4 protein-coding genes are annotated in these 15,231 nt (G+C 59.2%); all 4 read right to left on the reverse strand.

What is annotated here, in order from left to right:
* Positions 1-33 precede the first annotated feature (33 nt).
* Positions 34-441 carry a hypothetical protein gene (locus tag FAES_RS16645; RefSeq protein ID WP_015332399.1) on the reverse strand — a complete coding sequence of 136 codons (408 nt, stop codon included), beginning with the start codon at positions 439-441 and terminating at the stop codon, positions 34-36.
* On the reverse strand, positions 438-893 hold the full coding sequence (locus FAES_RS16650) for a hypothetical protein (RefSeq protein WP_041258001.1): 456 nt from the start codon (positions 891-893) through the stop codon (positions 438-440). Before FAES_RS16650 ends, FAES_RS16645 begins: the two co-directional genes overlap by 4 nt.
* Before the next feature lie 199 nt (positions 894-1,092).
* A complete protein-coding gene (locus tag FAES_RS16655) occupies positions 1,093-13,656 on the reverse strand; it encodes a DEAD/DEAH box helicase family protein (protein ID WP_041258002.1) in 12,564 nt (4,187 codons plus the stop codon).
* 8 nt (positions 13,657-13,664) lie between these two features.
* On the reverse strand, positions 13,665-15,230 hold the full coding sequence (locus tag FAES_RS16660; protein ID WP_015332403.1) for a phospholipase D-like domain-containing protein: 1,566 nt from the start codon (positions 15,228-15,230) through the stop codon (positions 13,665-13,667).
* Position 15,231 lies beyond the last annotated feature (1 nt).

A 15,231-nucleotide genomic window follows, 5' to 3' on the forward strand; every position in this document is an offset into this window, starting at 1 on the left:
GGCCACTTTGTACAGATTTAAGGTACGTTTACCTCACTGCCTGACGAGGGTGAACTGGGTGGTGGTTTCCTTGCCGGTGGGTACGTAGGTGCAGTAGCCACTGCCCAGCGCGCGGCAGACGAGCGTGTTGCCAAACGTCGAGGGCAGTACGTAATTGGTGCACTCCCGGTCTTTCTGTATCGGCCCATACTGATAGACTACGCGCAACACGCCGTTCTCAACCCGGTAGGTGTAGTAATTCGGTGAGCCTGGGCCAGTGACCAACAGCGTTCCATCGGACTTGAACTCGTAGATCGAATGCCAGTTCGGATTGGTATACGCCTCCATGTATTCCCATTTACCAACCAGACTCGTGGCACTCACCGACGTGTCGGCGGGGGCGGGATCGCTGCCTTTACAGGCCAGCACCAGCGTCAGCACCAGTACATACAGGTGTCTCATGCTACTGGGTCCGGATTGGTCCAGAGCGGCTTGATGATACCAATAATCTCCAGATACAGTTTAAACTCCTCTCCTGTCATAGTAGCAATCGGCTTGGTCATCAAGACGGTTTTTACTTCCGCAACTCGTTTCTCATAATGCAGGCGATAGAAACGTTTAGCGACGTCAAGCATCTGCGCACGCTTATCCTTATCTAGAAGAGTTTCATAAAACTTTGGGAAGGCTTTTTGCTCCGTAAGCTCTATCCTTAGATCATCTGTTTTCAGATCTCTAAACAGCGCTGTGTATTGGGTATTTGTTACATCTGAAATAAGCAACCCTATTTTAAAGGCCATAGTCGCTTCGAACTGACTAACATGGCCTCGACTTAAGCTGTCTAACCGCTGCTCGTCGGAAAGGAGGGTGATAATCTGTTCTAGATCGGGCAGGTTTTGAGGAGAAGTAACTTGCATGTGGTATAGAGAGTATTTGACACCAAATCAGCACGAAGTGTAACTAATTTCCAAGCAAGTCAAACAGGCCACCCCGAAACAGCATAATTGTCATTTTACGCAGTCGCTTCTTTTACATTTCATTTATTTCGATAAACGAAAAGCCCCGTTCCTGCATTGGAACGGGGCTTTTCGTGTTTGTAGCTGTCGCTACTTCTTTTTAATCGTTTGTCAGCTGGCCACGGACCACGCGGGTCACTGTGCTAGGCAGGCCTACCCACTTCGAGACAAAATCAGTCGATTTTCGCACGAACGTATCCCCCGCCTGAGCGGCTTTCTTCTCATCCTCTTCGGTCATGTACCGGCCTGCTGCCAGCACCGCATCGACGCCCTGCTGCATGTTCGACAGACTGGGCACCTCGTACAGCTGCTCATTGCCACCAACACCATCGACCTTATTGATGGCGTACTCGACGAACAACGTACCCAGCCCGGGGAACGTACCTGACACGTTACGCAGCGAGTCGAACATCACGCGTTCGGTCAGCTTATCGGCTTCGGGCGGTTCCCCACCCGACAGCATGGCCATGATCACCGACGTACCCGCCGACACGGCGCCGACGTACACGGCGTTGGCCAGCACTCCGTAGCCCAGCGTCTGCAGGAGTTTGGCGCGCGCGGCTTTGGCCTCCGGCGTTCCCGGTGTGGCCTTCGTGTAGCCGATCATCGCCCGAATCACCAGCCCCGCAATTTTCTGCTGCTGGCTGCTGTACATGCCCAGCATTCGGGTAAAGAACTGCTCGGAGAGTTGCATCGGGGTACGTTCGGCCAGCGAATCCGTGTTATAGGTTTCGCTTACCACCCGCTCGGTCAGGTGGGCCACCCGATCCCACCACGCATCGCTGTTCTGCTGTAGCCCTTCGGCCGAGGCCTGCAGCTGCGCCGCCTGCACGTAATACAGGATGGGCGCCCGGTCAGCCCGGCGCATGGCCGACATAAGGCGTTCCCCCGCGAAACTGTCGTACTTCCTGAGCAGCTTCTGCGCGTTGCTGAGCGTCGCGCTGTTGAGGCCCAAATCGTCAAAACTGACGTCACCGACGTGCTGCTGATTGGAGTCGAGTAGCCGGTTGATTACCGCGCCGAAGCGCCGTAGCTGCTTGGCCTTGGCCGCTTCGTCCATGCCCTGACCCAGCAACGCCTCGATGTAGGGCCGCTCGACTGTATCGCTCTCACTAATCAGCCCACCGTGAAGCCCCTGATCGGAGCCGTCGGCGCGTACCGACGCCCCTACACCCGCATCGCGGTATGCCCCGGCGGTTAGCTTGGCCAGCAGGCCCAGCGCCTGCGGATCGCGCAAATGCTGATCCTCAATAATGCCCTGCCCCATCGCCGAGGCGGCCGTGCCCAGCTGTTTGGCAGGCAGGCCCAGGTTGAGCGAGAAAATCGAATTCGTGAACCGGCGCATACCCCGCTCGACGCTCGTCAGGCCGGGGTTGTCCTGCCGAACCCGCATCATGCGCTCCCGGTAGCCACGCAGTACTTCGTATTCGCGCGTCAGGTAGCCCACCAGTCGCGCTTTCTGCGGCCCCTGGTACTTGTTTTCGATGGCGTCGCGCAGGTGCATGACGTTTTCCGACAACCGACCGTATTCCAGCAGATCAGCGACCTCCTGTTCGTAGCGGATCATCGTTTGCAGCGGGTTGCCCAGCACGATGCCCTTCGCTTCACGCGACCGCGCAATCAACCGGCCCGACTTATCGTAGAGCTTCATGCGGCCCTGCGCCTCAGCGCGCGCGTTGGCATCCCCGCCCGTCACCCGAATGGGGTAATAGAACGTCTGGCGGGGCCGGTTTGCCGCCCGTCTGGCCCGGTTCTCGTCGCGCCGGTCGCGGGCTTCCGCCAGCCACTCCTGCGCGCCGGGCGCCAACGCCGGGTCGATGCCGGCACCCGCTTCGGCAGGCTCGATGAGTCGAGGTGATTTACCACCGGTACGTTCGCCTACCCGCTCGAAGGGTTCGCCCGGTTTGAGCGCATTGTTTTCTTCTTCGAGCAGATCCGCTACCTCGTTGACGTTGAAAAACGAAATCAGCGCCTCGTAGCCTTCCACCTCCCCGGTTTTGGCGTCGTTACCCTCCACAAAGCGCGACAGCAGGCGATTGTATTCCGCCCGGGGTAACATCAACGTGTCGAGCCGATCGCGCGCGGCATCGTAATACTGGCCACCGTGGTCGAGTTTTTTCGACAACGTACCATCGGCATCGCGCTCGTAGAGTTCATTGGGACGCGGCTCAGCGTCGAACACGTGAGTTATGCCACCCGTGGGTGACGACCCCTGCTGGGTTTCAGCCAACGCAACCGCTTCCATCACCGTCAGGAGCGGCACCTGCTTTTCGACCAGCACCACCTCACCCGTATTGGGATTGAAGTCATACGACTGCACCCCGATCAGCTGCTCCTCGAAGGGAGCCAGTAGCCGGGCGGCCGTAGAAAGCCGGTCCTGCAGGTACGTTTTCGCCGTACCCGCGCGACGTGATCCTTCGAGCTGCGGTTCATGGATCAGGCGTTTGATGCTGCCCTTCGTGTCGTCGATCAGATCGGCGAACGTAATCAGGTTGGTCCACGACTTGAGCCAGTCTGAGACAAAGTTGGTCAGCCGACCAACGTACCCAGTATCATCACTGCGCTGGCCAAAGCCTGTACTCACTGCATTGGCCAGCGTTGCCTGATCAAGCGTCAGCACCTGCCCGTTCGCCAGATGGTAATGCGTCTGCGGATGGGTATAGGTGAGCTTTTGGGGTGAGGTCAACTCAAAGCCCGTCTGCTCGGCGATCTGTTTGATGTACGACTTATCGGCGTCGGTGTAGTTGACGGGGGACATTTCCCATAAATCGCGCGAAACAGCCGGTTGCTTCAGCCCCTGCACGGTGAGTTGCGTATTGGTCACCGGCGGGTTGCGCAGCTGCTGCTCGGCCACCGATAGCAGGTTGGCCAGCGTCGTGGGTTCGGCCCCCAGCACACTGTTGGCAGACGGGGCGGTCGGCTCAAGGGTCGAGGGGGCCGGATCAGGCGCCAACTGGAATTGGGGTACGTTGCTGGGGGGCGCAGGCTGAGCGCGATTACCCGGCCCTTCCATCAACCCCAACACCTGCCCGGCCCAACGCGCCAGCTTCGCATCGGCTAGTTTCTCATTCGAGGTCCAGCCGATCGCTTTTCCAATTTTGGCAAACAGTTCGTCGAGCCACAGCCGGAACGCCGATTTACGGCCCGACACTTTAAACTGTTCGCCCTTGTCGCCGATCGCCGTTTCGAGCGCTTCGATTTCCAGTTCGGGAGTGGACAGCGTTTTGTAATAGCTGTCGGTACGCAACCGGGCGAAGTAGCCTGAATCGCGCACCAGCGCCACGCCTTTGGTGTACAGATCGGGAAACTTGGTTCGCGCCGCTTCGGCCCACAGGCCGCCGAACTCGTGAAAGACGGAATTCAGGTTTGCCTCGGGCGAGAAATACACCTTGCCCTGCCAGCGGAAGGCGAGCGGTCGACGAGTGGCAAGGCGAGCCCTGTCTGCTGGCTGCAGTCGGCTCAGGCTTTCCTGCAAGGCCTGCCCGTACGCGGCCGGATCGGTGATGGCGTCCACGCCGAAGGCCTGCGCCAGTCGCGCGACAGCCTGCCCAATGGGGGCAGTTGACCGGGCAGGTACGTTCCCCTGCTCGGGAGCCAGTTGGAAAAACGGGCTATCCGGCTCGGCAAACGGGTTGGAGGTATCGCCCAGCGAGTCCATCATGCTAGCCAGCCCGGCATCTTCCTGCGTGGCCGACGTACCTGGCGCGGTCAGGCCCGTAACCTGCTGGTAAAACTGCGCGGCTTTTTCGGCGGTCTGGAACTGGAAACCGGGGATGGCTCCTGATCCCTGAAACCGCGAGTAGTAGCCGCCCAGCGACTTGGCCTTATCCAGCGCGGCGTTGTACTGCTCAGTACTGAGCCGCCCGTTAATGGGCACCACGAACGTGTCCCGTTGATTTTTGGCGTGAAACCCTTTGACGGGTTCTTTCAACGGTGCGTTTTCCGCTGTAACAGAGGAAGCCGCAGCGGTCTGCGGTGCAACAACCGGGACGGCAGCAGCAGCCTGAGCTGCTGGCTGGGCGACTGGCTGCGCTGGCAGTACCGACGAGCGCGTTGATAAATCCACCCGCCCAGCATTTACCCGCTGTACGTCGGCTGAGGTGATCGTTGGCCGTTCAGGCACCTCGATCGTTTCCAACTCATCAAACAGTTCATTGATGTCTTTGACGTCGCGCAGATCAATTTCTTCCACCGACCCCGGATTGGCATCAGGCTGCAATTTATCAAGCACCAGCACCTGCGTGTTGACTGCCGTACCCGCCCGCCCGAACGTACTGCCGGGCAACAATATGCGCGCTGTCAAATGAACACTACTGGTAAGACGCCCCAGTTTTGGGGGCGTATTCACTTCCTCCAACCACTTGTCAAACTTAGTATTGAAGGCGCCGACTGGTACCAGTGCCACCACCCGGCTACCGACGACCGAGTGTTGCTCAATCGCCTTTTTGACGTGCTCCAGTGCCGTTTTACCGGCCTGCCCATACGGCGGGTTCATGACCGTGACCTGGTACTTGTTCACCGGGTTATGATCCTCGTAAGCCTCGTTGAGCTTACGGCCATCGGTCACCAGCGATACTTTACTGAACAGTTCCGACGACGGTTCAATGACCGTTAGACTGGCATCTTCCGGCACCCAGCGGGCAATGGCACCGTGGCCAGCCGAAGGCTCGTTTACGCGGTCGCCTGTTTTGATGTTACCCCACTCGACCATCTTCATGCCCAGCGGTTCAGGCGTGGCAAAGTAATCGACGCCTTCGTAGGCTTTGGTTTTGGCGGTACGTTTGAGTTGTGCGAAGTAGTAGGTTTTTGCCTGATCCCACGGCGAAATCGGCTTGGTGAAACTGCGGTCAAATGCCTTACCGCCCGTACCATCCTTCTCAGAGGGTACGTACTCGGTGGTTGCCTCGAAGCCTTCAATGAACGCCTGCTTCAACCCACGGGCCATTTCACCCATGCCCAAATTCTCAGCGGTACCGGCCCGGCCAGCAATCGTATCAGCAAAAGCCCGACGCTCCCAGTTGGTGCCCGTATTGAAATACACGAACATACTGTTGGAGTCGGGATGCTGGCCAGTCCGGTAAATGCGCCCTTCCTGTTGAATCGAGCGGGTCGGTTGCGTGGGCAGGCCTAGGTTCACCAGCACGCGCGGATGCCTACCCGTCGTATCGTGGCCCGACCAACCCGCGTTGGCCGCCGCATTGACCAGAATGATGTTGGCCTCGGGCTTGGTGTCGTCGTTGAAGTTTTTGACGGTGGCGGTTTTAGCCGTTTTGCTCATGCCTCCCTTTAGGCGAGCCGCCTGCGGGAAGGCTTCGCCCAACGTGTCAAGGGGTGCCCCGTAATCAGCGGCGTTGATCGCGTAGAGGTCCGGTCGACGTTCGTAGAACTCCCGAATCAGCGTGCGAATCGAAATCGATTTTTGGCTACCATACGGGCCAGTCATTACGTTGCCTTCGGGCAAATCGCCGTTTTCATTTTCGAAATGGAACGGCGCAAAGCCGCCCCCTTCCGTGTAATCGTAGAACACGACGACTTTCTTACCCTGATCCAGCCACTGTTGGATGTACGGTATGGCTTCCTTGGCCTTAATGGCTTCCAGTAACCGCTGGCGCTGAAGGTAATTGAACCGCTTTTCCAGCAGATCGATTAGCCCCGTATACCGCTTGTTATCGCCTTCCCGAACGAAGGCCAAACCCTCGTCGATCAACGTACCCACAGCTGACGGGGTGAGCGCAAACAAACGCTGATAGTCTGAATCAATATCCAGTACGCGGGCGCTGGCCACGCCTTCTTTTTGAAGCCAACCGTTGAAATTGCGCTCCATCAGCGACACGTCGACCGACACATCGGGCTGCGTCAGGCGGTTATACCGCATCCGGTAGCCGAAATGCTGCACCATGAAGGCCTCATAGCCCGAGGGTACGTTGTAGGCGGTACTGTCGGATTTTCCGTAGCTGAACAAATAGCCATTGGCCCACTGGATTGTTTCGCGGTAGGCAAAGGGCGTGGCCGATAGAAACACCGCGCGCGGACGGACGGCGCCCTGATTTTCTTTAATCAGGGCTTCATTCGCCTCCAGGTAGTTGTCCCACTCCCGTTCTTTCAGCGATCGTTCCTCGGAGAGTGCATCCAGTTCGGGTTTTAACAGTTCCCGTTGATAAGCCGTATCCCGGCTTCTGAACTGGTCGTCAATCTCTCTGATGCGGGCCCGAATTTCGGAGAGCCGGGCAAACAACTCTTCGTGCTCCACCATCGTCCGATTCCAGGCCGAATCAGGGTGATAGGTATGCACCTGAAACGCTTTTAGGGCACCGGTCACGTCGGCCGACGACGACTGCATGAGGTTGTGCGCTTCATCGGCCAGCAGCAGATCAAACCTACGGGTAGCCAGCGCGTTATTACCGGCAAAATTGGCGTAGGTCGTTACATTGATCCCCGACCCGGCATCTTTCATGTCGTCGAGCGCGCGAATGGTCAGCCCCAGCGCAGGTGCTGACATGACCCACTCGTTCATTACGCTGACATTGGGCACGATCACCAGTGCGCTGGTTTTACCCTGCTTGGCAAAGCGTTTGATGATGCCCAGCCCCAAGAAGGTCTTGCCGGTGCCGGTGCCGTTGGTAAACAGCACTCCGTACCCGTCGGGCTTGGACAATCGCGCTTCGGCAAACTGCACATCTTCGCGCTGGCCATCCATCAGGTAGGGCAACGTGGCGTCAATGTTTGCGCGGTTGCCAACGACAACCTCAATGGATTCGGCCTGCTGCTGAAGGGCTAGCTTTTCTGCACGAGTAAGTGAACGGCCTTCCTGAGCAGCTGCGATAGCTCGCTGCTCTCCGAGTCGGTCAGGCTGAATTCCTGCGTCGCCAAGCGCAGGGCTTCCGCTACGGTCGTCACTTCGGGCAGTGCTGTCCGCAGGGAATAAGCTTCCGAACTCGTTATAAATTGGGTTAGCGCGTGATGTTCTACCAGTAGCGGCAGGATCTGCTGATACGCGCTGATCACCCGGGCGCTGTGTCCCTGACTCGTCAACCAGTCGGATTCCTTCGCCAACGCCTGGCTCAAGGCTTCCGGCGTCGGCTGGTTGAACATCGTTAGTGCCCACTGGCTGAGTAGTGGTTGTTCGTGGGCTATCTGGTTCCACACGGTTAGCGGTACCTGCGTCATTGGGTTGTGTATTTACATCATCAAGGGTAACGGCCCGCACCGTGCGACCGTCATCCATTTTATCAAACGTATCGTCGTCGACGGTGTTCTGGTAGGCACCGTAAACAGATTTCAGCGCCGCCAAGTCGTTTTCGGTCACCGGGCCCTGCAGTTTCACAAAGTCCCGAACCACCGCCGTAAACTTGTGTACACCCTGCTGAAATTTCACCGACAGGTATTCGGCACCGAGGGCCAGAAGCTCGGGGTCGGCAAACGGATTGCTCGACAGATTGCCCCGCATCTGACGCAGCTTTTCCTTTAACCGGGCGGCCAGATCAGCCTCACGCTGGGCCAGTTCGTCGAGTTTATTGACGGGGGCTGGCGTGTCGGTTTGAGCCGGAAGTGAGTCAGTAGTCGCGTTTTGTGGGACAGAATTGCCATTTACTGCGACAGTTGACCCGTTTTCTGCAACAGATGACCCAAACAGCGCGGTTTGTTGCGTGCTGGCGGCAACGGCCTGCTCGATCGCGCGCAGCTTATTGGCCTGGGCGGTTTTCTGCCGCTCGACGAGTGCTGCGCGCTGCTGTTTGGCCCGATCAATCGCCTGACGGGCGGCAGCTTCCGCCTCCAGTCCGGTGGTGTTACCAGCAAACAGATCAGATTGGGTCGCAGCTTTGGGATCGGCCGCAAACAGATCACCCGTCTGCAGCCGGTTGCGGTTTTCGCGTTCAAGCCGGGCAATGGTGCGGTCGGCTGCATCGATCTCGCGTTGCAGGTTCGCCAGTTCAATGTCGAAGGGAGCCGTGGCCTCGGCCGTGCGCGGATCAACTACCGCCTCAGCCGCAATGGCTTCGTCAATTTCTTGGAGCAACGTGGCCGCCTGTAACCCGATGTCGGCGAGTTGTTCCTGCTGATCAGCCGGGCTTTCGTTCCTCGATTCCTGCGCACTAAGGGGCAGATACGAGGCAGTAGCGATCCGGCGATTACCCGCTTGGTCTGTGTATGCATACGAAAAGCCAGGAAGGTTCTTAGCTGAATACGCCGTAGCTACTTTACTACCCGGACTATCTTCCTTAATCTCATAGAAACCGGCCGCTTCCCAATTACCATCAACCAGTATTTCGGAAACAATACCAACGACACGCCCAGTCTTGCGTGTTTTTACACTACTGACAACGTACCGCTGTTCCTCATCAACTTGAAATAGATCGCCTTTCTGAACCGTGGCTAGCAACCAATTAGCAATAGTTGGCCCATCATTGGTTGCAACGACGTCCTCATAACTGCTTTGTGTTGTTACTGTCGGCTGATCACTTGGCGCGACCGAGTTAGTTTCGTTAACTAGGGTGTCTGTTCCGGCGCTTGGTTGTCCGACGGCTTCGGCAGCATTTTCGAGGTCCGCGACCGCAGACTCAAGAGCGACGAGAGTTTGTCCGACGGTGGTACCGCCCCCGGCCCCTGACTCAGTCGGGCTGTTAGTAAGGCCTCCGTCAGCTGCTGGCGCGGGCTTTTGTTGTTGGATGGCTTCATAGATGGGAAGAACACCGGCATGGCCAACGGCCAGATCGGATAAGAAACGGTTAAGTAAAACTAAACGTTCGGGCGTGTAACCCATTAATCCTGAGTTCACGAATGAGTAAACGGCAGAAAACTCATCCAGCAACGGGGCTAGATCGTAGCCCGCCTGCGAGTCCCAGTAACCCAGCGTGCGCATTTCTTTGAGCAGCGCCTCGACTTCCTCATCGGAATAGCCGTTGACCAGGTCGAGTACGTCGCGGGTTTCGGCGGCCAGCAGATCGGGGTTTTCCTGCCATTGGGCCGCTACCTCGGGGTCGAGTTCAGCCAGCACGTCGGCCTGCATCTGGGCCGCCGCCTCATCGGCCGCGCCTTCGTCGGCATACTCCCGCAGTTGCTTACTCGGGGTGTTATCGCCCTGAAAGCTTACCACCATATCAATCAACTGCTGCTCCAACTCGTCGGGGCGAGTGTCCAGATCACGGCCAGCGGCCTCCCACAGCGAGGTGGCAATTTGATCGATACCCGGTTGCCGGTTGCTTTGATCGATGTAGTTGATATAGACGTTACCTCCTTTGGGCCCAAGGCGCGCATTCTCACCAGCCATGCGGTCGAAATCGTTCCGGTTGATCTTGCCGCGCTGGGCAAAAAACTGCAATACCGCCCCCCGAAAATCGGTGGGTACGAATGTTTTGGCAATGGACTGTTTGGGGCGTTTTAGCCGTTTTGCCGCGATGGCGCCACGGACTGCACCAGCAACACCCGGGTTAGCGGGTTGTTGTCCATCTGCTCCCTCATTCGCTGCAAGATCAGCTCCCGCTGCTGCACGCTCTCGCTCAAGCGCTTCGAGTAATCGCTCGTCGGGTCCTGCTGCGAGAGCAGCTGCTGCAAGGTCCGCTGCGTGTTGTGCATCGTCCTGTAGTTGCTCACCCGCCTGCGCGCGTTGTTGTAATCCAAGCGTTGATTGTACTGCGTCAACGTATTGAGTAGCTGGGTCTGATGCGACCGGGTTAGCCGCCGGTACTGACCCGGTGGCTGCAGGTTGGGAAGTCGATACGACATTGATTAGTTGTCCGTTAGAATCGGTGAACTGAAGGGTTGCTTTACGCTCGATTTTCCATTTATCGCCCTGCCGAACGAGCGTTCCCGGCTGGGTCGTTACCAAACCCGCCGCGCGGTCCATGCCAGCCAGCGGGTAGGTGGCTCCATCCTGCAAATAGCTGTAGGGGTCGCTCAGGGCAAGCGCCGCCGCTTCTGGACGTACCTGGTACTCCGCCCTGTCTGCACCCGTTGGCGTGATCTGGTAAACACCCCGCTCGCTATCGGGCGTTAGATTACCGCTGCTGAAACCGTCGCCCAGATCGACCGACGAGGCGTACATAGACGGGGTTGTCGCCGCTACCGGGCTACTCACCGGAACCGGGGTGGACGCAAGGGGCATTGTTGACACGCCGGGCAGGCCTTCGGCCAACAGATCGACATCGCCCCCCATCGGCTCAGCGGCCATCGGATCGACTGTAGTGGGGTCAGCCAGCAGCGGGGTCAGCCGGTCGGCCACTTCCATGAAGGGGGTCGCATACCGTTCGTTGGTGGCCAACACCGGGCCAGCCGCCGCCAGATACGCCGCCGCCAGCGCGCGCGTTTTGTCGAGGGCTTTCTTTTTACCCGGCGAGCGCGTCGCCCCCAACGTTTCCAGATCACCCACCAACTGCACGCCATCGGCCAGCAGGTTTCCCTCGACGCTGTTGTCAGGTTTGGTATAGCGACTCGTTTCGTAGCCGGGCTGGCCCGCCTGCACGCCGGTGGCCAACCGTACGTGCTCGTCGACGCTGGGCAGTGGATCGCCATACGACTGTTCGACGGGGTTGCGAACAGCCGGTACGTACGTGCCGGCATCGTCGAGGCGCGCCGGGCTGGTCACCTCCCCGCCCGTCTGCACCAGCGGCCGGTAGAGCCGCCCCTGCGGATCAGTCAGTACGACGGCGCCCGTTTGGGGGTCAGTCAGCTGACGGCTCGGTTTGAAGGTATCGGTATAGGTCGTATCGCCGTACTGCTGGGCGATAGCGCGCAGGGCATCCTGCGTGTAGGTACGTACCCCGGCCCGGCTCTCGGTGTCGGTCGCAAAGCGTTTGAGGGTTTCACCGACGACGTTCTCAATCGCGCTGCGGCGCGCGGCCATATCCAGTTCCGCCTGATAGACGGGACCACTGGGCGAATCGACGAGCCCACCCAGCTGCTTTTCGCCAGCGGCCAGTGCCATCTGCGCCTTGATCTGCTCGGCCATCGTGGCGTCGGGACGGGCGACCTCGGCCGTCAGCTGCGCCTGGGTATTCTTTGCTTCATCGATCTGAGCCGCCTGCTGGGCGAGGCCTTCGCGCGCTTCTGACACGGCAAATAGTGTATACCGATCATTGTCGTTGTAGGTATCCACGTCAGCGAATTCAGCGGCCAGATTGGCCATGCGGGCCGCTTTCTGGACGAGGCCGGCGTGATCGTCGGGTGTCAGCTCCCCGCGCTGCAGTTTATCATCGAGCACACCCAGCAGCTTCAACCGGTTGGGGCTATCAGGGCGAATCAACTCGTCAGGCGATAACCCCCGCGCCAGCCCGTTTCTCACGTTGGCGCCAACGTACCCAAACAGAGTCGGCTCCATCGTTTTTTGCTGGAACGCCGCCCCCGGCACGGTGCCGACCAACGTACCCAATATGGTGCCGTACACCGAATCAAAGGCGTACCGGCCAAAGCCCGGATCGTCGAAACGGCCCGTCGTATCGGCTGACTGCAGGTTGAGCATGATGTCTTTGGCTCCGTTCTCGACGATCGACTGCCAGAACTCCTCCCCGCCTTCGGGTATACCCTGTTCGACGAAACCACGCGCCACTCGCGCACCACCCCGACGCAGTCCTTCGGTCATTTGTACCCAGGCTTTAAGTTTGGCCGGGTTGCGCAGCAACTCCAGCGATCCTTTGGCGGCTTGCTCGGCGGTTTCGACCAGCGATTCCGCCGTGAGTTTGCTACCCGACCGAAGCAACGCCTCCACCGCTTCAGCCGTTGAGGCCTGCCGGATGGCAGAGCGGGCCGTTTGGGGCGCGACGCCCATGGCTTTGGCCAGCGCGCCCATATTGGCCGTTTCGATCAGCGCGTTAACCGCCGCCACCGGTAGCGCGTACAACGTGGCGTGCATGGGGTCATAGCCCTGCTGCATCGCCTCCCGCTGGTACATGGGAAAGGTCTGCAGAAAGGCCGATGCGCTCGTTGCCCGGGTGGCCATCGACGCGGCCCCTTCGAGGGTATTGACGGCGAGCTGTCGTTCGGCCGCCGTCGCGGCCCCGCGCAGGGCCGCGCGGGCGCCACCGGTAGCCAGCGACGCCCCGCCCATGGTCAGTATACCCGGCAGGATATACGAGATCAAATTGCCGGTCGTACCGACGATGGCTTTAAAATCGCCGTTCAAACTAATGTCGCCCGTCTGGTCGTTGTATTCGGCCAAACCCCGCTGCCAGTCGGTCGACACGTAGGTCCGCAGCCCGGAAAGCGCTTTTTCAACCCCCTGATTAGCTTGTCGCCACTGGTTTTGATCAATGCCGCCCGTCAGGCCAGCCCCCGCAACGACGAGTTTGGGTACGGCCTCCACCAGATCGGCCAGGCCGTTGGTGATGGAGCCGAAAAAGGCCTGCGCGGTGGGCACGGAGTTATACTGCGGGGTGACCTCTTCGGGCGATTGCAGCCGGTGCTGATCGAGCAGGCTCTGCCCGGCCGCGCCGCCCTGAATCTGGTCGGTCAGGCCCGCGAACTGTTCGGCCAGTTGCTTTTTGGTATAAAAATCCCCCCTGGCGTGTGCCTCCTGGAATTGCTTGCGCAGGGCGGTGGGGTTCTGGCCGTTTTGCCGCAAGACGGTCTCGACGCTTTTGCCGAACGCGAAGTCGGTCAGGGTCGGGTATAGATCCTGCGGTTGGGCGGGGCTGGCTGGCGCCGCCGCCTGTTGTACGTTTCTTGGCAGCATGGGTCGAGTTAAAAAATGGAAGTGTCCAGAAACGGCATGGCCGCTTCGGCGGACGCCTCTTTTTTGCCAGCCGCCTGAATCTGCTGCTGGCGCATGAACGTGAAGTTGTTTTTGCGGTCAATCGCCCCCATCGGCACAAACAGCGTGGCGCTCATGCTGGCCGGGTCATAGACGCCCGCGCCCCCTTTGGTGACCGAATCGAACATGCCCGTGGCATCGCCGTTGCCGAACAGGCCCATGCTGAGCCGGTTGGGATCGTAGAGCCCAGCTTTTTCAGCCTCGCGGACGTTGTTGAATTTGACCACGACGCGGGCAAACCCACGCACGCCTTTGGGGTTGAGCCCAGCGGTGCCCACGTCGCGCGGATCGTAATACAGACGAGGGTCAACGCCTACCACGTCGAAATGCCGGTCTTTCAAATCGAACGTGGCCACCCCGTTGGCATCGGTGAAGGCATCCTTGATGCTCCCTTTCGAATACACGCCGTTTTTGCCTTTCGACAGACCCAGCTGCGAGGCAATGAACTGCTCGCCTTCGCCAAACAGGCCCGTAGCGTGCAACCCACGCATCCCACCGATGTCCAGGCCCGAGTGGGGCAGCTTCTTTTTGGGGTCGTCGGTGGCCAGCTTGATGACCTGTTGCGGGCGACTGAGCATCCCGTAGTCGAAGCCCATACCAGCGGTACCATTCTGCTCCCCTTTTTCCTTGGCGATTTTGAGGTCGAGCAACTGCCCCTGTTTGCGACGCAGCGCCGAAGCCTCTCCCGCCTGCTGCACCGACAGGTTAAACCGGCTCTTTTCCAGCGCCAGCCGCTGCTGATCGTTCTGGAACTCGACTTTCTTGGTAATCGGGTCGGTTTTGTAATAGGTCGGCACCCCGACGTGCTGGCGTAGGTATTTGTCGATGCCCATGTCGGCCCCGTAGCTGTTGACCAGGTGCGCCTGCTTGTCGGCCTCGGAAACCGGGGTTTGCTCCCACGGCATTTTACCGGGGGCATACTGGTTGCGCAGTTCCTTAAGATCATCTTCGGGCTTATACGACCCGCGCATGGCGAATGTCTCCGCCCGCCCGGCCAGAAAATCAGCGAGTGCCGCCTCGCCGGTGCGGTAGTTGGTCGGCGAATCGCCGTAGCCAACCAACACCTCGCCTTTAGCCAGCGCCGCTTTGGCCCTTTCGACTTCTTCAAGGTGCTTTTTGGCCTGCAAATAGAACGGCTGCTGCTCCAGCTCCGCTTTTTTCTGGGCTAACAGGCCCGGCTCAGCAGCCAGCATCCGGGCCGCTGAGCCATTATAGACCGTGGCCAGCCGCTCAAAAAAGGGCTTGGTGACGGTCTCTCGGACGTACTGGTGCAGCTTTGTTTTGTCGGCCCCCACGAACGGCAGGGCGTTGAGGTACTGTAGCGCCTGTTCGGACTGGGCACCGGCCAGCGCTTCCTGCTGCTGTTCCTGCTGAGCCTGCTGGGTAATGTAAGCCGACAGTTGTAGCCCTTCCTGACGAGCAGCGGACCGGCCAGCGATATTGTCATACGGGGTAGCCAGCGCGGCGATCAGGCCCGCTCCTCCAGTTGGTGTCATA

Source organism: Fibrella aestuarina BUZ 2 (assembly GCF_000331105.1).
In the GTDB taxonomy this organism is placed as follows: domain Bacteria; phylum Bacteroidota; class Bacteroidia; order Cytophagales; family Spirosomataceae; genus Fibrella; species Fibrella aestuarina.